The sequence below is a fragment of the Longimonas haloalkaliphila genome, assembly GCF_055379825.1.
This window is the reverse complement of sequence record NZ_AP043948.1, coordinates 3,099,372-3,121,892: the sequence shown is the minus strand read 5'-3', so window position 1 is coordinate 3,121,892 and position 22,521 is coordinate 3,099,372. Positions and strand designations below refer to the sequence as shown.

The following is a 22,521-nucleotide window of genomic DNA, read 5'->3' as shown; positions in this document are numbered from 1 at the left end:
CGAAGCAGATTGGCGACGGATCCGGCCGGTTTGTTGGCTGGGGGGAAGGGATGCAGGCGTAGCTGTGTGCTACCAGAATCTCCCCATCATGCCCCCGGCTCCTTGCGGATCTCGTCGAAGGTCATCTCGATAATGCGCGGATCGATGCCGTTGTAGATAGCGCTCATGAACTGCATGGTGCGCTGGGCGGCCTCCTCGAAGACGAAGTGCGGTGAGGCAAACTCACAGCGCACAAAATTAGGCGCGATGCCGCCGCGATAGACAAACGTGCAGGTGTCGAACTCACAGTCTTCGAAATGCTTTCCGTCAACGATGATCTGCGTGCCGTGAAAGCGCTGGCCCTCCACGGGCTCGCGTTTGGAATCGGAATAACCGTTTTGTGTGCTCATGGTACGGTCTTGGAATAATTGAGGGATGCGTCCGAAGTCGGGCAGCGTCTGTTGCCTGCTATGTGCGGCCGCTGCGCAATTGGGTACGGAAACGGACCCTACGGGCGAACGTTGCGTGCGTCTGAAGGAAGAGGCCCATCAAGTGGGTCGAGCCCTCTCAGCCCCAATAGACCAGAGGCCTTGTGTCGTGCCTGAATCGCCCCGCAAGATCATTCACCTGGATATGGACGCGTTCTACGCGTCTATCGAGCAGCGCGATTACCCCAACCGGTACGCAGGCCAGCCGATTGCCGTGGGGGGACGTCCGCCCCGGGGCGTAGTGATGACCGCCAGCTACGAGGCGCGTCCGTACGGAATCCACTCGGCCCAGCCGTCTGTGGAGGCGGCCCGCCGGTGCCCCGACCTGATCTTTGTGCCGCCGCGCATGGACGTCTACAAAGACGAATCGCGTGCCATCCGTCAGATCCTTCAGCGTTACACCGATCTCATCGAGCCCGTCTCGCTTGATGAAGCATATCTCGACGTAACAACGCCTAAGCAGGGGCCACCCTCGGGTACCCTCATCGCGCAGGCGATCCGCAAGGCGCTGCGTACCGAGCGGGGCCTGACCGCCTCGGCAGGCGTGGCCCCCAACAAGTTCGTCGCCAAGGTGGCCTCTGATTGGGAGAAGCCCGATGGCTGCACGGTGGTGCGGCCAGGCGAGATGCAGTCGTTTATCGCGCAGCTCCCCATCGAGTCGTTTCGGGGGGTAGGTCCGGTAACGACGGAAGCCATGAAGACGATGGACATCCACACCGGGGCTGATCTGCAGCAGGTCGAAGAGCGGGAACTGGTACGGCGTTTCGGGAAGCGCGGACGGTGGTTTGCGGCGATGGCTCGTGGCGACGACACGCGGCCGGTGCGTCCGAACCGGGAGCGGAAGTCCGTTGGTGCCGAGCGGACGTTCTCCACCGACCTCGCCGACCCCGACGCGATGCTGCGCCGCCTGGAGCCGATCGCGGAGCGTGTGGCCCGTCGGCTTCGTCGCGCCGAGCGCCAGGGCCGCACGGTTACGCTGAAGATGAAGACCCACCGGCATGAGGTCCTGACGCGGCAGACCACGCTGCAGCGTCCGGTCGCCTCCGCCGAGGTGCTCATGCAGTGGGCCGAACGCCTTCTCCTGGAGCCCCAGCCCCCGGAAGCGCCGCTTCGGCTCCTGGGCCTGACCGTCTCATCGCTGCTGCCTGAGGACACGGCCGGCGTGCAGCTGGAATTGGCGTTCTCGTGAAAGGTGCAGGGGATTCTCGTGGAGCTACCCGCACGAACCGGCGCGCCAATCACGCGGTCTTTCACGAGCCGAAGACGCCCCGTTGTGTCAAATACGATCGATACCCGCAACGCGCCTTATCTTTTCAGGAGGGGGCAGGTGAATGCGATGCGTGTGCCGCTGTCACCGACACCTTTTCGCGTTTTCCTCAACAGTCGCCCGATGCCTGCAGGAGATCTGGGCCCGTACCAGTTGGCATCGATGCACTGTAGTCAATAAATCGCGTTACACGATAGATGTACGCAGTCGTCGCCAGCCCCTGTTCGGCGGCTGCATACATGCGAGGCCGCCCGTAACGGGCGATACACCCATTTCGGACTGGTGGCCACACGGGCATGGCAAATCTGCATGGGAAGCGAGACGGCTTGTTTGGATACGTCTTTCCAGACGGCGGGGCAGGAACGGTGATCTAAGAGCCTGTTTTGATTTTTTTAATTTGGGCTACGAGCGGCTCCGCCGGGCTGGGGCCGAAGGTCATGCCCCAGGTGCAAATTGTCCTCAATCTTGGCCCGTAGCCTCGCTACAAACCGCGATCGGAGTCCAATTTTCGCCTCAGCGGCGCTCACTCTCGCCAGCAAACCAAAACCCAAACAGGCTCTGATTCAGTGCTCTCCGACTCCGAGGTCTATCTCCGCGTGGGCGAAGGCATCATGCTCACCTCGGCCTCAAGCCCCGCGATGATGGGTCTATCTCCGCGTGTGCGGAGGCATCCGTAAGGCAATGCCATCATCGGCACGCCCTGCGGGTCTATCTCCGCGTGTGCGGAGGCATCTGCAGTGGGCTTAAGTTTGGCGCGTGCGTCCTGGGTCTATCTCCGCGTGTGCGGAGGCATCGGGGCTTTATTGTTGGAGGTGTAGGCAGGCGAAGGTCTATCTCCGCGTGTGCGGAGGCATCGTCCTAAACCCTGATAAATGGTATTATCGGGAAGGTCTATCTCCGCGTGTGCGGAGGCATCCGTGTGCTGGGTCGTCTTCTAAAAGATCGCCCGGGTCTATCTCCGCGTGTGCGGAGGCATCCCTCCGTCCGCGCCCTGAAAACGGTCTGGCAACGGTCTATCTCCGCGTGTGCGGAGGCATCGGACACCTGGTGCGCTGCCGGGAACTCTGCTGCGGTCTATCTCCGCGTGTGCGGAGGCATCCTTCTGGCCAATCCAGCACGCCACGCCACCACGGGTCTATCTCCGCGTGTGCGGAGGCATCAGGTGCTCGAAGCCGACGAACTGGAGGAGCGCAGGTCTATCTCCGCGTGTGCGGAGGCATCGTTTCCCGGGGTGTTTCCCGGCGTTTCCGCCTGGGTCTATCTCCGCGTGTGCGGAGGCATCAGCGGCCCGGCGCGTGGCATCGGCTTCGTGGGCGGTCTATCTCCGCGTGTGCGGAGGCATCGTACACGGACGCGCTGGACTTGCTTTCCAGTGAGGTCTATCTCCGCGTGTGCGGAGGCATCGGTTGCTGCTCGTGTTGGAATCGTACGCAAAGAGGTCTATCTCCGCGTGTGCGGAGGCATCCAAATCGTTTTATCTTGCTGTACAACGGACACGGGTCTATCTCCGCGTGTGCGGAGGCATCTAGGTCTGATCTCTACCGCGCCGGGGTGTCGACGGTCTATCTCCGCGTGTGCGGAGGCATCAGTGACTCGCGCTTCGTGCCGGGGCGATCGGCAGGTCTATCTCCGCGTGTGCGGAGGCATCACGGGTGGGGCGTGTACGAGAAAGTCAATATAGGGTCTATCTCCGCGTGTGCGGAGGCATCAAGGCAACTTACTAAGCTATGCGAGGCCTATGAGGTCTATCTCCGCGTGTGCGGAGGCATCGGCGGTGAACCGACAGGACAGAGCATGGTCGAGGGTCTATCTCCGCGTGTGCGGAGGCATCCACCTCAATCCGCGGCTATCCCAAGGCAAGCGCGGTCTATCTCCGCGTGTGCGGAGGCATCCGTTTGCTGTGCAGGTTGAGCCCGTCGAACCGGGGTCTATCTCCGCGTGTGCGGAGGCATCCTGCACTGCGCTACGGGCTTCCGACAGAGCCAGGGTCTATCTCCGCGTGTGCGGAGGCATCGCAGCGCAGGCACGCCAAACACGCGGCGGTACGGGTCTATCTCCGCGTGTGCGGAGGCATCACCGGAAAGTAGGTCGTGTGGGAACCGTGTCCGGGTCTATCTCCGCGTGTGCGGAGGCATCGGGTGCCTATGGCTGAAGTGGTGCGCCGTGCGAGGTCTATCTCCGCGTGTGCGGAGGCATCCAACCGCAAACCCGTTCGCGCCAACGGTTTCACGGTCTATCTCCGCGTGTGCGGAGGCATCGTGGTCGCCGAGTGACCTCGAAAAGTGGTGGGAGGTCTATCTCCGCGTGTGCGGAGGCATCCGTGGCGGCCTCATCGAGGCGTATGTAGTCCGGGGTCTATCTCCGCGTGTGCGGAGGCATCTCAACCTTACGCCGAACTAATGCAGAAAGCATAGGTCTATCTCCGCGTGTGCGGAGGCATCACTCAACAAAGTGCCCGGCGGTTACGCTGTAGGGGTCTATCTCCGCGTGTGCGGAGGCATCCTATAGCCGTAGAGTCTTGGGCCGGACGTGTCGGGTCTATCTCCGCGTGTGCGGAGGCATCGTAAGGCGTGGCTTTCTACGCGGGACGGAGATGGGTCTATCTCCGCGTGTGCGGAGGCATCCGTGTGCTGGGTCGTCTTCTAAAAGATCGCCCGGGTCTATCTCCGCGTGTGCGGAGGCATCAACGCCTGCAGCTACAACCCACGGCTACAAGCGGGTCTATCTCCGCGTGTGCGGAGGCATCATCATTTTAGGGGCAGGCCCGGCGGCGGTGACAGGTCTATCTCCGCGTGTGCGGAGGCATCAATATTTTACTCATGGGTTGAATGTTGAGATATGGTCTATCTCCGCGTGTGCGGAGGCATCTTATAATATACGTCGAGATCCGTCGCGCTGATGGGTCTATCTCCGCGTGTGCGGAGGCATCGTTTCCCGGCGCTGTTCAGGTACAAACAATCGCGGTCTATCTCCGCGTGTGCGGAGGCATCCGCCTCAACAAGCCTGCAGACAAAAAAATAAGGGGTCTATCTCCGCGTGTGCGGAGGCATCGCCGCGCATACTCATCAAATCCGCGCACCCCCGGGTCTATCTCCGCGTGTGCGGAGGCATCCCTACCTATGGGTAGCAGCATCACGCTACACACGGTCTATCTCCGCGTGTGCGGAGGCATCGCAACGCTATACTCACCCGGATCAAGATCCAAAGGTCTATCTCCGCGTGTGCGGAGGCATCTTTGCCCGGTCGGCTGTTAAAGCAGAAAACAGAGGTCTATCTCCGCGTGTGCGGAGGCATCTGCGCATAACGAACCGTCATACTGAACAATCAGGGTCTATCTCCGCGTGTGCGGAGGCATCATCGCCCCGGGCACACGTAGCGAACCCGGGGTAGGTCTATCTCCGCGTGTGCGGAGGCATCAACAACTTACAAAGCGTATACCGACTAAACATAGGTCTATCTCCGCGTGTGCGGAGGCATCGGGAAAGGCGTTTCCTGCACATAGATCCCCGCGGGTCTATCTCCGCGTGTGCGGAGGCATCGTTTGCGATGAGTTAAGCCGCTTCCGAGACGGGGGTCTATCTCCGCGTGTGCGGAGGCATCTCGCTTCCAATGCGCTCCAACGCCACAAGTGCAGGTCTATCTCCGCGTGTGCGGAGGCATCTTCGGTATCGCCTTCGCAACAATGGCAATACAGGGTCTATCTCCGCGTGTGCGGAGGCATCTTGCGATCCGTATACCGCACCTAATTTCTGCACGGTCTATCTCCGCGTGTGCGGAGGCATCGATGACCTGATCCGGCTCGTCAACTACAACAAGGGTCTATCTCCGCGTGTGCGGAGGCATCGATATGCGCGTACTGTGGCAAGCGCCGGGCCGCGGTCTATCTCCGCGTGTGCGGAGGCATCAGCTAACCGTCACGTGACGTCAATTTAAGGTGGGGTCTATCTCCGCGTGTGCGGAGGCATCGACGCCGCGAAGGGATTCGACTTCGAGCGCCTGGGTCTATCTCCGCGTGTGCGGAGGCATCAAAAAAGCCCCGGCGCGAACCGGGGCATTAAACGGTCTATCTCCGCGTGTGCGGAGGCATCCTTACGTAGGGCTTTCATATCAGCAGCGGTGACGGTCTATCTCCGCGTGTGCGGAGGCATCGGGAGGCTCATGAGCGCGCAATATCACGTCCGGGGTCTATCTCCGCGTGTGCGGAGGCATCGTAAATATCGATGTCCCTGTTGGCGAGTACAGCGGGTCTATCTCCGCGTGTGCGGAGGCATCGTAACGCCGTAGGGTAGACACCCCAATGCCCAGGGTCTATCTCCGCGTGTGCGGAGGCATCCCTCGCTGGAAAGCATTGTGACAGGAGCATCGGGGTCTATCTCCGCGTGTGCGGAGGCATCCCGACCTTACACTGGACTTCCGCGATCCGAGGGGGTCTATCTCCGCGTGTGCGGAGGCATCAACAAAGCAATCAAAATCGGCCACCGGCAGACAGGTCTATCTCCGCGTGTGCGGAGGCATCCCTGGGTCGGCCACTATGCGTGGGGTGCGCCCGGGTCTATCTCCGCGTGTGCGGAGGCATCGCAAGATACTTTGTGCGGAGATCTTCATACCGGGGTCTATCTCCGCGTGTGCGGAGGCATCTAAGCGCTCCTCTATTGCGCCCCGGATAGCAGGGGTCTATCTCCGCGTGTGCGGAGGCATCCGTGGGGCTTTTGGCGTTTGGGGGTGCGTCATGTGGTCTATCTCCGCGTGTGCGGAGGCATCCCTTGCTTCTTTTGGATCGGATAGGTTTCTATTTGGTCTATCTCCGCGTGTGCGGAGGCATCCCACATCTTGTCGGGGCCAACGGTGAAGCACAGAGGTCTATCTCCGCGTGTGCGGAGGCATCCGCCAACCACCCGCATCGACGCCCGCAATTTCAGGGTCTATCTCCGCGTGTGCGGAGGCATCCCGTCACGGGCCATTTCGTCGGCAATTATAGTGGGGTCTATCTCCGCGTGTGCGGAGGCATCCTGCGACAGGAAGCGGGCGATCTATGTAGCGTTGGGTCTATCTCCGCGTGTGCGGAGGCATCCGTAACGCCGTAGGGTAGACACCCCAATGCCCAGGGTCTATCTCCGCGTGTGCGGAGGCATCCCCTGCGTCATCCTGACGCAGGTTTGATATCGTTGATAGTATATGGGACAGCCAATCCGTTGTCAAGACCCCGCATTCTGCCAAATTGGCGCCTCTTTACTTTCCTCGCCCTTCTGCCTATCTTCGTATTCCAATCGTCGCCTCCATTCTTTTATCTTCCTGTCTATTGCATGCACGGACCGCCCTCTCCTTCTGATGTGTGGGCCAAACTCACCCACGAAAACAACGATCGCTCTGGCTCGGTCACCGCCTGGAATACGCTCTGGGCCCACTCGGCGGATGTCGCGGCGGTCACCGAGGCACTGCTCACGCGCACCCTGCTGGGCCCCCGCCTGGCCCGCCTGGCGGGGCGGGAGCAGCTTTCGCCGGTGCACATTGCCCGCCTCTCGGCCTTCGCCGCCCTCCACGATGCCGGTAAGGTGAACCACGGCTTCCAGAATCGCGCCTTCGGTCACACCCCCGAAGCCGATCACGTGACCCCGGTCCTCAACCTGTTGGAAACCGACGATGTGGCTTCATGGCTGGAGGCGATGGGCATCATGGAGATCGTGCATCAGGGGTGGATGGCTGACCTCGATGTCCTTGAAGAGATGCTCCTGGCCACCTGGGCGCATCACGGCACGCCGGTGCAGCCCGCCTCCCCCAACCTGCGACTCTGGAATCCGAACAATATCCGCGATCCGGCTGCCAACCTCAAGCAACTGGCCGAATACGTCCGCCAGTGGTTTCCGAAGGCGTTCGACGGCACCGCGCCTCCGTTTCCGGATGCGCCCCGCTTCCAACACGCGTACAACGGACTCCTCACCCTGGCCGACTGGATCGGCTCCGATAACGAGCGGTTCTTTCCGTTCGTCACCGACCGCTCCGATCCGATGCCCGATTCGCGCAAGCGAGCTGCTGCCGCCATCGAAACGCTCTTCCTGGAGGGCGAGGCCCTGCGCATCCAGCTGCCCGAATCGGTGGGATTCGATCGCATTCTCGAAGAGCCCACCTGGACGCCCCACCCGGTGCAGCAGGCGTGCTACGACCTGCCGATTCACGACAGCGGCAGCCTCACCATCCTCGAATCCGACACCGGCTCCGGCAAAACCGAAGCCGCCCTCGCGCGGTACGTCCGGCTCTTTCAGGCCGGGCAGGTGGATGCGATGTACTTTGCCGTGCCCACGCGCAGCGCCGCCACCCAGCTGCACGGACGCGTTGAGGCCACCATCAAACGCGTTTTTGGGGATTCGGAGCGGCGTCCCCCGGTCGTGCAGGCGGTGCCGGGCTACATCAAGGCCGACGATCGCGAGGCCATGCGGCTGCCGGGCTTCGCGGTGCGCTGGGACGACGAGGATGAGACGATGCAGTATCGCGGCTGGGCCGCCGAATCCCCCAAACGCTATCTGGCCGGTCCCATTGTGGTGGGCACCGTCGATCAGGTGCTGCTCTCTGCGCTGCAGGTGTCCCATGCGCACATGCGGAGCGCCGCGCTCCTCAGGCACTTTCTGGTCGTCGACGAGGTGCACGCCTCGGACGTGTACATGACGGCGCTCATGGATCGCGTGCTCGATCAGCACTTGTACGCAGGGGGCCATGCGCTTATGATGTCGGCCACGCTCGGCTCAGCAGCCCGTACGCATCTCACCACGGCGAATCGTACGGATCCCCCCGACCCCGAGACCGCCGAAACTGAAGACTACCCGCTGCTCACACACGTAGCCGCCGATCGGCGCGATCCTACGTCGGTGCATGCGGCCTCGGTGAGCAGCGCCAAAACGGTTCAGCCTACACTTCACCCCATTGCGAACGCCCCCGAAACGCTGGCCGAGCGTGCAGCGCAGTACGCCAACCAGGGTGCGCGCGTGCTCATCATTCGGAACCTGGTTGATGACTGCGTAGCCACGCAGCGGGCAGTGGAGGCGATGGCTCCCTCTCGGCATCTGTTTGGATGCGACGGCATTGCGGCACCCCACCACTCCCGATTCGCCCCCGACGACCGCGCCCGCCTCGATGCATCCATTCAGGCGACCTTCGGGAAAGACGCCGACCGTACCGGAGGATGCATCGCCGTGGCCACGCAAACGGTGGAGCAGAGCCTCGACATCGACGCCGATATTCTGCTTACCGATCTGTGCCCGATAGATGTGCTTTTGCAGCGCATCGGGCGGCTGCATCGGCACAGGCGGGCCCGTCCCGACGGATTCGAAACGGCCCGCTGCGAGGTGCTCGTGCCGCCGGAGCGCGATCTGGGCGCGGCCATCACCGGGGAGGGCAAAGGCATCCAGGGCGATCATGGGCTCGGGACCGTGTATCAGGATCTCCGCATGCTCGAAGCGACCTGGCAGGTGCTTGACGACGAGGCGCTACAGCGCTGGCGCATCCCCGATCACAACCGGCTGTTGGTGGAACGGGCCACGCACCCCGACCGGCTGCATCGCATCGTGGAGCAGGCTGAGGGCAATGCCTGGGCGCGCCACGAGCGCTGGGTGATGGGCGAGGAGATGGCGAATCAGCAGCATGCTACGTACAACACGATTGACTTTGCGACCCCATACTCCGAAAACGGCTTCCCGGATGACAGTGAGCGCATCATGACCCGCCTGGGCGAGCCGGACTACCGCATCCACCTGCCCGAGCCGCTTCGTGGTCCGTTCGGATCTGACATCAGCGAGGTAAGCCTGCCGCAGTGGCGTTTCGACGACCCGCCCGAGACCGACGAAGCTGAGTCGGCCCGTTCGTTCGAAGGCGGCTTCCGGTTTACCATTGCCGGACAGACATTTCGGTATGATCGGTTTGGGATTGCGGATGCGTGAGATGTTTGAGCACAATCACGATACCTTGAATCCCTGCTCAACTATCCAAGCTGATCGGTGGGAATGGCAGGACCCGTGTAGTCAACGGCACCGACAACAGCATCGAGCTGGGTTTCAGGAAACGGAGAGACTGGACGAATCATGAGTCCGTTAGCAGTTGTGACCAGTTCAAGCTGCTGGCCGGTAGACCAACCATAGCGGATGCACACATCGTCAGGGAGAACGATGGAGCCGTCGCTGGCAAGTGTGGTGTGTGCAGGCATGAGTATTCTTGTGCTTGGATAGGTAAGCTTAGGCACATTGTTGTTAAGACATCGCTCAAACCGGGTCCGTTCCTTTGCATGGGAGCGGCGCTGTTCACTCGCATGGATTGGCTGGACCTCGCTCACCAAATGTCATCTTGAGCGGAGCGGCTCCGTCTAAAAGACGTGGAGTCCTGACACGAGCGTAGCGACTGATGAGCGTAGCGAATAAAGATCTCCCTCGAAATGAGCAGGGCCGCTCGATCGATCAGAGCCTGCTGAACGTCGGGGAGATGGTTCGGCGTGCTCCGGGCTGGGCCCGTCGCGTGCTCACCATGACAGATTTCTTGGAGGTGGACAGACACAGAGTTTGGCACGGTCCAAACTTGTCATCGCGAGGAGGGAGCCCTGCGACTGCCGCGGCGCTGTGAGCGGTAGCGAACGAGTACTCTTGGGGTGCGATCTCATGCCGTTGATTGGGCGGCTACACCTGGCCTGATAGCATGAGATTGCGTCGCTGCGCTCGCAATGACATGGTTGTGGATTTTTCTCGGTACGTTAGGTAGCCATGCGTTACCCGAAGATTGACCTGTGACAGCGCAGTAGCCCAGGAATTACGACGAGACAGTACGCTCCCAAAATGTTCCCGACACAAAATGTCGCGTTGGAAGAGAGGTGTTTGTATGCTACGCTCACGTATCCAGCAGCATCACAAAACCATCGCTGTCCCCAGACCTGTTTCTGTTCACGAAAAACAAACGTCCATCAAGGTTATGTTTTCACGCTGATTAAGGTCATATAAACGTCCTTCCTGTCCGCCCATTGCGCACTACTCGTTTTCTAATCCGCTACATGTATGCCGTATTCCCTGCTTGACGAGCCACTTTTCCGCATCCGCCTACCTGACGGCACACACGCCGGGGCGACCCTACCGGAGGTGCTGGCCCATCTTGCTACCGATGACATTGCCTCGTTCGAGGCCCTGCAGCCCCATCAACAGCAGCCGTGGTACAGCCTGCTGGTGCAACTCGGCGCGCTGACGCTGGCCCGCACGGCCCACGAGAATCTGCCCGACACGCCACGCGAATGGCATACCGCTCTTCGAGCACTAGCTGACGGCGATGCCCAGGCGTGGCAGCTCGTGACCGACGACCCGGCGCAGCCCGCCTTCATGCAGCCACCAATTCCCGAGGGCAGCCTGGAAGATGCAAGCTACAAAGACGACCGGCCTACTCCAGATCAGTTAGATATGCTGATCACGTCCAAAAATCATGATCTGAAAGCATTTCGAATCAACAAGCCTAATCCCGAACATTGGGTTTATGCGCTTGTGACGCTTCAAACAATGGAAGGGTATCTTGGAGTCGGTAACTACGGCATTGTGCGTATGAACGGTGGCCTTGGCAATCGTCCACTTGTGGGGGTAGTGCCCGATCTGGCGTGGGGCCCGCGCTTCCGGCGCGATGTGCAGGTTCTGGAGGATGCGCGACGGGATCTGCTCGACCGCTACGATGCACACGGACCCATGCTGCTCTGGACCGAGCCGTGGGGCGGCGCGAAAGATGAAGCGATTCCCTTGTATGACTGCGATCCGTACTTCGTGGAGATCTGCCGCCGCATCCGCTTTACCACCAACGATGACGGATCGCTCCGCTGCTGGCGGGCCAATACAAAAGGACAGCGACTTGACGCGCCCGATAGCCTCAACGGCATGACCGGCGACCCGTGGACGCCTATCGACAAAGGCGAGGGAAAAGCGCTTACGCTGGGCGAAGCAGGATTTACCTATCAGAAGCTGCACGACATCCTGCTGGGCAAAAACTACGAGCGTCCGCCTGCGCTGCAGTTTCAGTCGGGCGAAACCGAGGCCATGTATCTGGTAGCTCGCACCCTGGTGCGCGGGCAGGGCAAGACCGATGGGCTGCATCACCGCATTGTGCCCGTGCCGTCGTCGGTAGCTACACGCCTGCATCAAAAGACTGAGCGCGACCAGCTCGCAAAGCGCGCTAAGATGCGCATCGAAAAAGCAGCGACGGTACGCAGCAAGGTGCTCTATCCGGTGCTAAGCGCGGTGCTAACCGGGCGGCCCGACGAGCGGCCCGACAGCGACCAGCTTGCGCCGTGGATGGATGCGTTCGACCGGGCCGTGGACGCCCGCTTCTTCGAGCGGCTCTGGGCCTCGGTCGAGATGGATCAGCAAGATGCACAGGCCGACTGGCAGCAGCTCTTGCGCGACGAGGCGCAGACGCAGTTCGACGATGCCAAAGACCACGCACCGCAGTCCGCCACCCGCTACTGGCGCGCCCACAGCAGCGCGGAATCCATCTTCCGGGGCGCGCTTTGGACCCACCTGCCCGAGACCTTTGCGGATCCCCACGCCGCTGCGCACACCGGGTAATCCCTGCATCTTCGATATCTCCTCGCCTCTTTCCCCAATGTTTTATGCCCGATACCTCGATCTCATCAACTGACACCCGTAACGCAGATGCATCTACTTCTGTGGAACGCCCCAATTTGGCATCCGCGGTAGGCCGCGCGGCGGGAATGCTTGATCCCGAAAACGGCAGTCTCTCCAACGGTGATCGTGCAGCGCTGCGTCGCATCAATACGGATGCGCCCGTAACACCGGCCCTGTGGAAAGTGCTGCATCACCTCGGCATTCCTGAGCCCGATCCGCAGTACGGGACCTCCGACGCCGCCGTTGCGCGCTATGAGCGCCGGTGGGGACTCTTGCTCATGGGCATGGCCCACTGTGCAGGCTTGCATGACTACGAGGTGCCGCTCGGCAAGGCGCTTGCCCTGGCGGGCTGGTCAGAGCTTCGCTTCACCCGTCTGATGGAGGCTGACGACGAGACGCTCCCGAAGCTTCTTCGCCGCATGGCCCAGTATCTGGCCAGCAAAGACCAGGCAGCCAATTGGGCTGATGTCGCCTTCCTGCTGTTCACGCGCGGCGATGGCGGGCACAAGGTGCGGCTTCGCATCGCCCGCGCCTACTACAGCACGCTCTACCAGCAAGAACAAGACGACTCCTGATACCCGGCGGCATGCTTCTGCCGCCTGAGAATCTCTTTTACGCGAACCGATACGCCTTCTATGTTTATTCAGCTTCACACCCTCACATCCTATCCTTCGGCACTGCTCAACCGCGACGACGCCGGGTTTGCTAAAACCCTTCCATTCGGTGGCACCACCCGCACCCGCGTCTCTTCGCAGTGCCTGAAATACCACTGGCGCAACTTCGACGGACCCGAGTCCATCCGCAACGCGGGCGAAGACATGTCCATCCGCTCGCGCGAGACCTTTCAGCGCCGCGTAGCGCAGCCGCTTATTGACGAGGGGCACCCGGCTCCGCTCGTGCGCGCTGTCACGTTTGCGCTAAAAGAACGGCTGCTGTCGGATAAGAAGGCCGGGAAGCGGGATACGAAGAACATCATCGACCCCGGCGAAGATGACAATCCGTGGGAGGCCATCCACACCAACCAGATCGTCGTGCTGGGCGCGCCAGAGGTGCGCTACCTGCGCGAGGTAGCTGCCGAGAAAATCAATGCCGCCCGCGAGGAGCTGTCGGTGTTTTGGGACGACGATCCCGACCTCGACAAGGATACCGTGAGCGATGCGGCCGACCTGATGCGCGACATCTCCAAGCGCGACCTCAAGAAAAACCTCAAAGGGCTGCACATGGCCTCGGGGCTCGACGCCTCGCTCTTTGGGCGCATGGCCACGAGCGACGTGCTGGCCCGCGGCGATGCGGCGATCCACGTAGCGCACGCCTTCACCACGCATCCCCAGGAAGCGGAGAGCGACTACTTCTCGGCCGTCGACGAACTGCGCCGCGACGAGCCCGAAGCCAGCGGCGAGCTCGGCGCCGGGCACATCAACACCAAAGAACTTACAAGCGGACTGTTTTACAGCTATGTCGTGGTTGACGTCCCGCTCCTTGTCTCAAACCTCGAAGGCATCGACCGAAGCGACTGGCAGGAGGCCGACCGCGAACTGGCGTCGGAGGTGATGCGCCGCTTTGTGCACCTGATGACCACCGTGTCGCCCGGAGCCATGCTCGGCTCCACCGCCCCGTACTCGCACGCGCAGTGCCTGCTCGCCGAATCGGGCACCGCCCAGCCGCGCACGCTGGCCAACGCCTTCCAGTCCGCCGTGCCCCGTAAGGATGTGCTGAAGCACAGCTACGATGCGCTGTCCGATTATCTGCAGGACATGGACGGCATGTACGGCCACGAAAACGCCCGGCGCCTTGCCGCTATGGGTCCGACCAACGGGCTGGTAGACGCTACGGGCGTCGACCACACCCATACGGTGCCCGAAGTTGCACAGTGGGCGGCCGGGCAGGTTGAAAACGCATAGCGCATTCGTATCCGCCGTTCTCTTTGCATCAACCTGCATTTATATGGATACGCTTATTCTTCGCTTCGATGCGCCGCTCATCAGCTTCGGTGCGCCGATTGTAGACAGCCACGGGGTGATCCAGCCGTACCCGGCGCTGTCGATGATGACGGGGCTTATTGGCAACGCGCTGGGCATCGACCACCGCGAGTCGGACCGGCTGCAGCGCCTGCAACAGCGTCTGCGCTACGCATCGCGCCGCGACCGCAAGGGGCGGCAGATTCAGGACTACCAGACGGTAAACCTGGGCGCGCCCTACATGGATGACAAGCGGGCCTGGACCACACGGGGCACGCTTGACACGCGCAAGGGCGGCTCCGCCAGCAGCGGCACACACATCCGCCAGCGCGACTACTGGGCCGACGCGGTGCATACCGTGGCCTGCACGCTCGACCCGGCGGATGAAGCCCCAACCCTTGACGAGGTCGAAGCCGCGCTGCATCACCCGGCGCGCCCGCTTTTCCTGGGACGCAAGCCGTGTCTCCCAGCGGGCGATCTCGTGGTTGAGCGGCGTGCGGCCTCCAGTCTGGTGGATGCGCTGCGCCACGCCCCCCTGCACGACCGGGCCGACCACCAGGGCGACCCCGACGCCACGTATCCCGCCTGGTGGCCCGCAGGTGTGCAATCCGACTCCGCCACGCCCAATGCCACCCGCCGTCCCGTCACCGACCAGCGCGACTGGACCAACCAGATCCATGTCGGCCAGCGCTGGATTGCGGCGGGGGATCTTTCTGTTGATGACGATGCTCTTTCCTCAAACGCTTCCTCTGCATGATTACGCATCCATGGGCAAAATTGAAGCGCGAAGACGACCGAGACAGAACGAGTCCAGTCGTGGACTGGCATCCGCTGGTGGCACACTCGGCTGAAGTGGCGGCCTGTCTCGAAATGCTGCTTCGCCATACCATGATTGGAACACGCATGGCGTATCTGATGGGGCAGGACGCTCTTACGGAGACGCAGATTCAGCGCTTCGGCGCACTTGCCGCTCTGCATGATGCGGGCAAGGTGAATCAAGGGTTTCAGAACCGCGCCTTTGGCGGCGAGCCAATCTGCGATCATGTGACGCCCATAGTGGGGATGCTTGATTCAGAAGAGCACTGGGAAACCATTGAGGATGCGCTTCAGCTTTCCGACATGCATCCCTGGTTTGGCGATATGTGGGACACGATGGACTGGCTTCATACGACGTGGAGTCATCACGGATCACTCGTGGAAGTAAAGCCTCCGAAGAAAGGGTTATGGCCTCCAAAAGCAGTGAACCGACTGTCAGACGTTGGGGAGTGGACGCGTGAATGGTACCCAAAAGCGTTTGGAGATGCGCCGCCGTTCACTCGCCCCGAAGTGCAGCATCTGTTCAACGGCGCGCTCACCTTGGCCGACTGGATCGGGTCTGACACAACCTTCTTCGGGTTTAATGCGACGCGTATCAACCCTGCTACGGCGATTGGCGATGCACGCGAGGATGCACGTGAGGCTTTTAGTGCACTCGGTCTGACACTGAACACCGATGTAGATGCCTCGCTGTCTACGATTTTGGGGGGATACGATCCGTACGAGGTGCAAACAGCGGTGCAAGAGCTTCCGACGAGCAAAGAGGGTACCCTGTCGATTCTGGAATCGGCTACCGGATCTGGAAAGACGGAAGCTGCACTCGGACGATACGCACGGCTGCTCAAGGAAGGCCTCGTCGACAGCATGTACTTTGCCGTTCCCACCCGTGCCGCAGCCAAACAGCTTCAGCACCGCGTCAAAGAGGCGCGCGACGCCATGTTTGGCACCGATCACCCCCCGGTGCACCTGGCCGTACCGGGCTATCTGAAGGTGGATGACGTGGAGGGGACGCGATTTGGCTGGCAGGTGCGCTGGGATGAAAACGTCGATAATCGGGGATGGGCCGCCGAATCCAGCAAGCGCTACATGGCATCGCCCATCGCCGTGGGTACCATCGACCAGGTGCTGCTCACTACGCTCCGTGTGCGGCATGCGCATCTTCGGCTTGCCGGCTTGGCACGTAGCTTTCTGGTAGTGGATGAGGTGCACGCATCCAGCACGTATATGAACGAATTGTTGCACAATGTGCTTACGTTGCATCAGCAGATGGGCGGACACGCGCTGCTGATGTCGGCCACCCTTGGGTCCAGCGCCCGAGCCACCTTCACCGGCGAAGATCCGCCTTCTTTCGAGGAAGCTCAAACGCAGCACTACCCGCTTGTAAGCCATGTCAATGGCGGGACTGTCACCGATCCAAAGGAGCCTCCACCTCCCACAGGTGATGAAAAACAAGTCGCGCTTGACCTTGCCCCGTTGATGCGTGCCCCCGAAGCAATTGCCCGTCGTGCTGAAGCCGCGGCTGCAGAAGGCGCTCATGTCCTTATCATTCGAAATACTGTGAACGAGTGCCAGCGCGTGTTCGACGAGATCGATTCGCAGTATGCGTTTACCATTCCCACGGAAAATGGCCTTATTTCTGCCCCGCATCACTCCCGCTACTGCGCGCACGATCGTGAGCAGTTAGACAAGCAGATCGAGCGCATCTACGGAAAGAACGAGGTGGACGGTCAGCCCTCGCGTTCCCATGACGGCGGCATCATAACCGTTGCCACGCAGACGGTCGAGCAGTCGCTCGATATTGACTCCGATCTGCTAATCACCGACCTCTGCCCAATGGATGTGCTATTGCAGCGTATTGGGCGTCTGCACCGGCACGACCGTACGGGGCAACGTCCCGCTGGATACGAAACGGCGCGGTGCGTGGTACTTACGCCTTCGCATCGAAGCATTGCACATACGATTAAGCCTGACACGGGGACAGGCCACCCAGGTCCCGGACTGGGATCGGTGTACGACGACCTGCGCATCATTGAGGCCACCTGGCAGGCATTAGAAGAACGCAATACCATCTCTATTCCGCGCGATAACCGCACGCTCGTCGAAGAGGCTACGCATCCCGACGTACTAACCCATATCGAGCAATCTGATTCACGCTGGGCGGCGCACGTCACCTACCTGCGCACGGGCCGACGTGAGGAAATTCTCGGCGCAAAGAACGCTAAACTGTCCTGGAAAAAGCCGTTTGTGGATGATGCAAATGGCTTTTCAGGTGAGCGATTTGCGACGCGCCTTGGAGAACAAGACATTGTTGTGGCGCTGCCAGAGCCTATGCAAACGCCCTTCGGGAAAACGGTGGAAGAGATGACTCTTTCGCCGTACCTGTTTGGACCAGGCCAGCGCCCGGAAAACGGAGTAGCAACGCATGTACACCCTGTGTCCGAAGGTTTCGGGTTTACATTTGCAGACACCTCGTTCACCTACACCAACTGTGGCATTCAAAAACGATCTTCGACATGAATCTACTCGACGACCCGGTATTTACTGTAGAAACCAGCACTGGCCACGAAATGTGCAGCCTGCCCCGCATCTATGTGCTGCTGTGCAATGATGCGGTGGAGTCGTTTGCCAAGCTGCAAGCACATCAGAAACAAGCCTGGCACTGCTTCCTGGCCCAGCTTGGCGCCATCGCCACGGAAAACCGCGATCTGCCTGAAACCGAAGCGGGCTGGCGCGAGGCACTGGCAGCCCTAACGGTACCCGAGGCCTGGAATCTGTACACCGAAGATCTAAGCAAGCCCGCATTCATGCAGCCACCGGTGCCCGAGGGGACGCTGGACGGGTGGAAGGAAATCCATCCGACCGAATACGATGTGCCGGTTCTCTCGAAAAGCCACGCACTCAAAATGCGCCGGTTGCATACACCCACAGATGAGCACTGGATTTACCTGTTAGTGAACGTGCAAACTACAGGGTTTTACTCACCGGGTGGACGCCGTACTGTACGTATGAATGGAAGCTACGGAAGTCGACCCTTCTTTGGACTGACCCCAAGCCTTCGGCTGGGGCCTTGGATTATGCACGAAATCAAGGTGCTCAATACACACGTGGATCGTATTGAAGAAAAGTACGGCTTCAAACGAGAGATATCCCCTTTACTTTGGACACAGTCATGGAGTGGAAACGGAAGCCTGGATCTTGCCCGACTTCATCCACTGTTTATTGACTGCCCACGTCGAATCCGAAAAGGGGAGGCATGGATGAAGAAAAGTACAGATGCCGAACGCGTTACGGGCGACGTCAAAGGGCAGACGGGTGATCCCTGGGCACCAGTCAACATTAGCGAAGATAAAGTGCTTAATCCGAGCCGTCGTGACTTTGAGTACCGTCGGCTCCGCGACATTATTTTTGGCGATACCTACGAGCGTCCCATCAGTTTTGCTGAGGCTACCAAGGGGTACATCGTTTGTCGCGCGGTAACAGGAGAGCAAGGAGGACGTGTAAACGACCTGCAGCGCATCATTCCCTTTTCCAACCGCCGCAGAGGCTGGGATAAGATTGAAAGAGAGTCAAAGCGTCGCGTCCAGAAAGCGGAAACCGCCGAGAGCATTTTCTCCCATGCGCTGGGTTGGATCTTCTGCGAGGATGCCGATGAAGGCACCAGCAGTGGTATCCCAGACGCAATGATGGCTGCTCGAAACCGCCAGATCAGTGCCCTCCACGCCCGCATCGACCAGCGTTTCTTTGATCGGCTCTTCGAAGCGCCTGACATGAAGGACGAGGAGCGCCAGACGTTCTGGGAAACCATTCTGGTTGAGGCTTTGCAAACAAAGTTCAGAGAGGCAAAAGAGCTTTCTCCGAACAAACACCGATGGAAGCGGCTGGCCAAGGCACAATCGGTCTTCGACAACCGAGCCCGAGCAGCATTCACGTATGCCAATCAATTCGACAACGAATCAGCCTATGTCTAAATCCGAGAACCAAACCGAGGCGCTCTATGATGTCTACACCAACATGAGGTCCGGTGAGCAGGCTGAACTGCGCCGGGGCACGCCGGGTGAGCCGTTCTGGCGTTTACTCTCATCGATCGGGAAGGCAGATGCGCATACCGATGATTTGCCGAAGTGGCAACTCATCATCCAGTGCATTGCCATCAGTGGATACAGCAGCACACGCTTCGGCAAAGCCCTGAAGCAGGCCGGGTACTCGCAGGCACGTCTGAAGCGGCTCCTCGAAGCCGACGACGACCTACTCCCCGGTATTCTGCGCCGCACGGCCAGGCAGCTTAAAAGCGCAAACCAGAAGGCGAACTGGAATGACATCCGCCGCCTCCTTTTTGACTACAAAGGCAAAGACGCTGAACGCATGCGCCTGCGTATTGCCCAGGACTATTACACCCACGACAATACATCAAACGATACAGCGCACGATACCGACGAGTAACCAGCCAACGTACATTCCTTTATCACCCATACACATACACGACCTATGAGTACGTCCAACACCCAATTTTTGCAGTTTCACTTGCTCACGTCCTACCCCGGTGTCTTGCTTAACCGTGACGATGCAGGTTTCGCAAAAAGCCTCCCGTTTGGCAATGCGACGCGTACCCGCGTTTCCTCTCAGTCGCTCAAGTACCACTGGCGCAAATACGACGGCAAGCATGCTCTCCGTAAGGCGGGTGATATGGCCATTCGGTCGCGGCGCACGTTCCGGCAGAAGATCGCGGAGCCGCTTATTCAAGAAGGATATGACACTACGCTCGCCGCCGCTGTAACTCATGCGATTTCCAAAGCCGTGCTGAGCGGAGAAACGACGAAGGGTAAGCTGAAAAGCAATGCTCGTACCGTGCTGGATTCGGACAAACCCCTGAAAGAGACCGAGCTTTCGCAGCTTGTTGTCCTTGGCAATCCCGAAGTGAAATATCTCCGCGAGGTAGCTGAAGAGTCGCTGATTCGACTGGCTGATGACGATAGTTATAGCGAGGACAGCGCCGCCCAAACAAGTAAAGCCATCGCAGATGCTATTGCGATTGATGACGTGAGTAGTAATTTAGCCGCCCTTGGCAACGCCATGGGCATCGACGCAGCCATGCACGGGCGCATGGTGACCAGCGATGTGATGGCCCAGGGCGATGCGGCGGTGCACGTAGCACACGCCATCACGACTCACGCTCAGCAGCGTGAGGATGACTACTTCACCGCCGTCGACGACCTCCAAGACGAAACAACCGGCGGCACCGAAGCCGGAAGCGCACATATCAACGTGAAGCAGCTTACCAGCGGGCTGTTCTACAGCTACGTCGTTGTCGATCTACCGCTTCTGGTGAGCAACCTGGAAGGGTGTGAGCGAGAGGAGTGGCGAGAGCAAGACTTCACGCTCACAAAAGATGTACTGCGCCGCTTTCTGTACACCATCACCACCGCCTCGCCGGGAGCCAAGCTCAGTTCAACGGCCCCCTACGCCAAAGCCGAGTTCGTAATGGTTGAGTCGGGTGACGAGCAGCCCCGCACGCTTGCCAATGCCTTCCGGCAGGCTGTCACGCCAAACGGAAAAGACCTGACGGACGCAAGTGTTGAGGCGCTTACCGATTACACCGAGCGCATGGATGACATGTATGGCGCAAAGGAAGACCGGATCTGCGCAACGACAGCAGAAGTCGATCAGCTTCCCGCATCCAAACACCCGCTTCCCGACGTAGCAGACTGGATCGAAGCGCAAATCGATGACACGCGCACAAATGGCCAAATCCAATGAAGATTGCACTCCTACGTTTTGACGCGCCCATGATGAGCTTTGGCGCGCCGATTGTCAGCGAAGAAGGACTCATCCAGCCGTTTCCGGCCCTGTCGATGATGACGGGGCTGCTGGCGAATGCGCTGGGCTACGACCGTCGCGAACCTGAAAAGCACGAGCGCCTACAGCGTGGTCTTTCCTATGCCGTGCGCGAAGACGTGCCCGGCGAAAAGATCGTGGACTACCAGACTGCATGGCTCGGCTCTAGCGAAGACCGCCCAGACCACGATGGTCATCTTCTTGCTAAAGGGAAAACAAACAATCATGCATGGACCACATGGGGGCACTTAGATCAGCGTGCCGGAAGTGATGCCTCTAAAGGCACGGTCCAACGCAACAGAGAATACTGGGCGGGCGCCGTGTACACCGTGGCCTTACATGTCAATCACCTTTCCACTGAACAAATTGCACATGCACTGCAAAAGCCGGAACGGCCGCTATTCATCGGGCGCCAGCCGTGCCTCCCAGGTGTGCGCATGTATCAGGGAATTGTTCACGCGGATTCGCCTGCTGCTGCGCTCCAGGATCCGGAGACCTTTGCCAAAGACGCAGATGGAAATGCCTTAACGCCAACTCGCATCTGGCATACATGTGAGGCCGATGCCTCCGGAAATGTTACGCCTGTTACGGATGCTCGCGACTGGGCCAATCAAATCCACGTAGGCGAACGGCATGTCCGCGAAGAATCTCTCGCTGATGACTGGTTTCAGGCCATTGACACCCTTCATTCCTCTTCCAACGAATCCTAAAATACAATGTCTACGACTACCGCCACCGCCTCCCTACACATGATCCAGTTCGAGCTGGATGCGAAAGGGCTGACCACGCTCGGACGCATGCTCGGCCTCCCTCTGCGGCAGACCGATACCAACTACCTGGTGCACTGCGCGCTGGGTGAGCTATTTCAGGACCAGGCGCCCAAACCCTATAGCGTCGAAAACGATGGCTCGCCCGGACGCCAGGTGCAGGTGCTGGGATATACCGATGTGGATGATGAAACTCTGCACTCCCTGGCGCAGGGCTTCGCCTCCCCCACGGTCTACCAGATCGGCCAATGGGAGCGCCTCGCCTCGAAGCCGATGCCCGAGACCTTTCCCGAAGGCATGCGTCTCGGATTCGAACTGCGCGCCTGTCCGGTGATCCGCAAATCCTCGGCGGGCAGCGGCACCAACAAAAAGGGCGACGAGCGCACCTGGAACGCCGGCCAAGAGCTCGACGCCTTTCTGGCACGGCAGTGGACCAGTGACGAATCGCTCGACCGCGAACCCGTCTATGTTGAGTGGCTACAGCGCCAGTTCAATGCGCGCGGAGGGGCCGAACTGCTCGACGCCGGGGTGGAGCGCTTCTCGATTGAACGAATGGTCCGCCGCACACAGACGAACTCGAACGGCGACCGCACCGCCCACACCGTGAAGCGCCCCGACGTGACGCTCAGTGGCACCCTTACCGTCACCGACAGCGACGCCTTTCAGGCGCTCCTTCGCTCCGGGATCGGACGCCACAAGAGCTTTGGCTTTGGGATGCTGAAGGTGCGGCGCGCGTGATGAATCAAGGTGGGGAAGGGCGAACGTGTGGATAAGAGTGCATGTGCA

The 22,521-nt window shown here is 60.2% G+C and carries 14 protein-coding genes and 1 CRISPR repeat array; of the genes, 12 read left to right on the top strand and 2 right to left on the bottom strand.

Annotated elements, in window-relative coordinates; translation table 11 throughout:
- Positions 1–86: 86 nt before the first annotated feature.
- Positions 87–389, bottom strand: a complete 303-nt coding sequence (locus ACZ48V_RS12190) for a hypothetical protein (RefSeq protein ID WP_464539510.1) — start codon at positions 387–389, stop codon at positions 87–89.
- Positions 390–576: 187 nt separating this feature from the next.
- Between ACZ48V_RS12190 and dinB the strand changes: the two genes are divergently transcribed.
- The gene (dinB, locus tag ACZ48V_RS12185) at positions 577–1,656 is read left to right on the top strand and encodes a DNA polymerase IV (protein ID WP_464539508.1); all 1,080 of its coding nucleotides are present in this window, start codon (positions 577–579) and stop codon (positions 1,654–1,656) included.
- Between the two features lie 661 nt (positions 1,657–2,317).
- Positions 2,318–6,867: a CRISPR direct-repeat array (repeat unit 28 nt; unit sequence GGTCTATCTCCGCGTGTGCGGAGGCATC).
- Positions 6,868–7,037: 170 nt separating this feature from the next.
- The gene (gene cas3 / locus ACZ48V_RS12180; RefSeq protein ID WP_464539506.1) at positions 7,038–9,662 is read left to right on the top strand and encodes a CRISPR-associated helicase Cas3'; all 2,625 of its coding nucleotides are present in this window, start codon (positions 7,038–7,040) and stop codon (positions 9,660–9,662) included.
- Positions 9,663–9,703: 41 nt separating this feature from the next.
- Here cas3 (ACZ48V_RS12180) and ACZ48V_RS12175 read toward each other — a convergent pair whose 3' ends face one another.
- Positions 9,704–9,925 carry an AbrB/MazE/SpoVT family DNA-binding domain-containing protein gene (locus tag ACZ48V_RS12175; RefSeq protein WP_464539504.1) on the bottom strand — a complete coding sequence of 74 codons (222 nt, stop codon included), beginning with the start codon at positions 9,923–9,925 and terminating at the stop codon, positions 9,704–9,706.
- Positions 9,926–10,760: 835 nt separating this feature from the next.
- Here ACZ48V_RS12175 and casA point away from each other — a divergent pair.
- The 10 genes from casA to cas6e are packed head-to-tail and all read left to right on the top strand — an operon-like array spanning position 10,761 to position 22,473.
- Positions 10,761–12,302 carry a type I-E CRISPR-associated protein Cse1/CasA gene (gene casA / locus ACZ48V_RS12170; protein WP_464539502.1) on the top strand — a complete coding sequence of 514 codons (1,542 nt, stop codon included), beginning with the start codon at positions 10,761–10,763 and terminating at the stop codon, positions 12,300–12,302.
- Between the two features lie 44 nt (positions 12,303–12,346).
- Positions 12,347–12,937 (top strand): type I-E CRISPR-associated protein Cse2/CasB, encoded by a 591-nt coding sequence (gene casB, locus ACZ48V_RS12165; protein WP_464539500.1) that lies wholly within the window; start codon positions 12,347–12,349, stop codon positions 12,935–12,937.
- A 60-nt stretch (positions 12,938–12,997) separates the two neighbouring features.
- A complete protein-coding gene (cas7e, locus tag ACZ48V_RS12160) occupies positions 12,998–14,263 on the top strand; it encodes a type I-E CRISPR-associated protein Cas7/Cse4/CasC (RefSeq protein WP_464539498.1) in 1,266 nt (421 codons plus the stop codon).
- 43 nt (positions 14,264–14,306) lie between these two features.
- Positions 14,307–15,077: a type I-E CRISPR-associated protein Cas5/CasD gene (gene cas5e, locus ACZ48V_RS12155; protein WP_464539496.1), complete on the top strand. Its 771-nt coding sequence runs from the start codon at positions 14,307–14,309 to the stop codon at positions 15,075–15,077.
- A complete protein-coding gene (gene cas3 / locus ACZ48V_RS12150; RefSeq protein WP_464539494.1) occupies positions 15,074–17,653 on the top strand; it encodes a CRISPR-associated helicase Cas3' in 2,580 nt (859 codons plus the stop codon). Before cas5e (ACZ48V_RS12155) ends, cas3 (ACZ48V_RS12150) begins: the two co-directional genes overlap by 4 nt.
- Entirely contained in the window at positions 17,650–19,104 is a 1,455-nt protein-coding gene (locus ACZ48V_RS12145) for a hypothetical protein (protein WP_464539492.1), read from the top strand. The genes cas3 (ACZ48V_RS12150) and ACZ48V_RS12145 overlap by 4 nt, the downstream gene beginning before the upstream one ends.
- Entirely contained in the window at positions 19,097–19,576 is a 480-nt protein-coding gene (casB, locus tag ACZ48V_RS12140) for a type I-E CRISPR-associated protein Cse2/CasB (RefSeq protein WP_464539490.1), read from the top strand. Before ACZ48V_RS12145 ends, casB (ACZ48V_RS12140) begins: the two co-directional genes overlap by 8 nt.
- Before the next feature lie 45 nt (positions 19,577–19,621).
- The gene (gene cas7e / locus ACZ48V_RS12135; protein ID WP_464539488.1) at positions 19,622–20,890 is read left to right on the top strand and encodes a type I-E CRISPR-associated protein Cas7/Cse4/CasC; all 1,269 of its coding nucleotides are present in this window, start codon (positions 19,622–19,624) and stop codon (positions 20,888–20,890) included.
- On the top strand, positions 20,887–21,678 hold the full coding sequence (gene cas5e / locus ACZ48V_RS12130) for a type I-E CRISPR-associated protein Cas5/CasD (protein WP_464539486.1): 792 nt from the start codon (positions 20,887–20,889) through the stop codon (positions 21,676–21,678). The genes cas7e (ACZ48V_RS12135) and cas5e (ACZ48V_RS12130) overlap by 4 nt, the downstream gene beginning before the upstream one ends.
- A gap of 6 nt (positions 21,679–21,684) precedes the next feature.
- Complete coding sequence (gene cas6e, locus ACZ48V_RS12125) at positions 21,685–22,473, top strand: type I-E CRISPR-associated protein Cas6/Cse3/CasE (protein WP_464539484.1); 789 nt, start codon at positions 21,685–21,687, stop codon at positions 22,471–22,473.
- The last annotated feature ends 48 nt before the right edge of the window (positions 22,474–22,521 follow it).

Coding starts and splice junctions, on each gene's coding strand:
- ACZ48V_RS12190 (WP_464539510.1), bottom strand. CDS start 389: ATGAGCACACAAAACGGTTATTCCGATTCCAAACGCGAGCCCGTGGAG.
- cas3 (WP_464539506.1), top strand. CDS start 7,038: ATGCACGGACCGCCCTCTCCTTCTGATGTGTGGGCCAAACTCACCCAC.
- ACZ48V_RS12175 (WP_464539504.1), bottom strand. CDS start 9,925: ATGCCTGCACACACCACACTTGCCAGCGACGGCTCCATCGTTCTCCCT.
- casA (WP_464539502.1), top strand. CDS start 10,761: ATGCCGTATTCCCTGCTTGACGAGCCACTTTTCCGCATCCGCCTACCT.
- casB (WP_464539500.1), top strand. CDS start 12,347: ATGCCCGATACCTCGATCTCATCAACTGACACCCGTAACGCAGATGCA.
- cas7e (WP_464539498.1), top strand. CDS start 12,998: ATGTTTATTCAGCTTCACACCCTCACATCCTATCCTTCGGCACTGCTC.
- cas5e (WP_464539496.1), top strand. CDS start 14,307: ATGGATACGCTTATTCTTCGCTTCGATGCGCCGCTCATCAGCTTCGGT.
- cas3 (WP_464539494.1), top strand. CDS start 15,074: ATGATTACGCATCCATGGGCAAAATTGAAGCGCGAAGACGACCGAGAC.
- ACZ48V_RS12145 (WP_464539492.1), top strand. CDS start 17,650: ATGAATCTACTCGACGACCCGGTATTTACTGTAGAAACCAGCACTGGC.
- casB (WP_464539490.1), top strand. CDS start 19,097: ATGTCTAAATCCGAGAACCAAACCGAGGCGCTCTATGATGTCTACACC.
- cas7e (WP_464539488.1), top strand. CDS start 19,622: ATGAGTACGTCCAACACCCAATTTTTGCAGTTTCACTTGCTCACGTCC.
- cas5e (WP_464539486.1), top strand. CDS start 20,887: ATGAAGATTGCACTCCTACGTTTTGACGCGCCCATGATGAGCTTTGGC.
- cas6e (WP_464539484.1), top strand. CDS start 21,685: ATGTCTACGACTACCGCCACCGCCTCCCTACACATGATCCAGTTCGAG.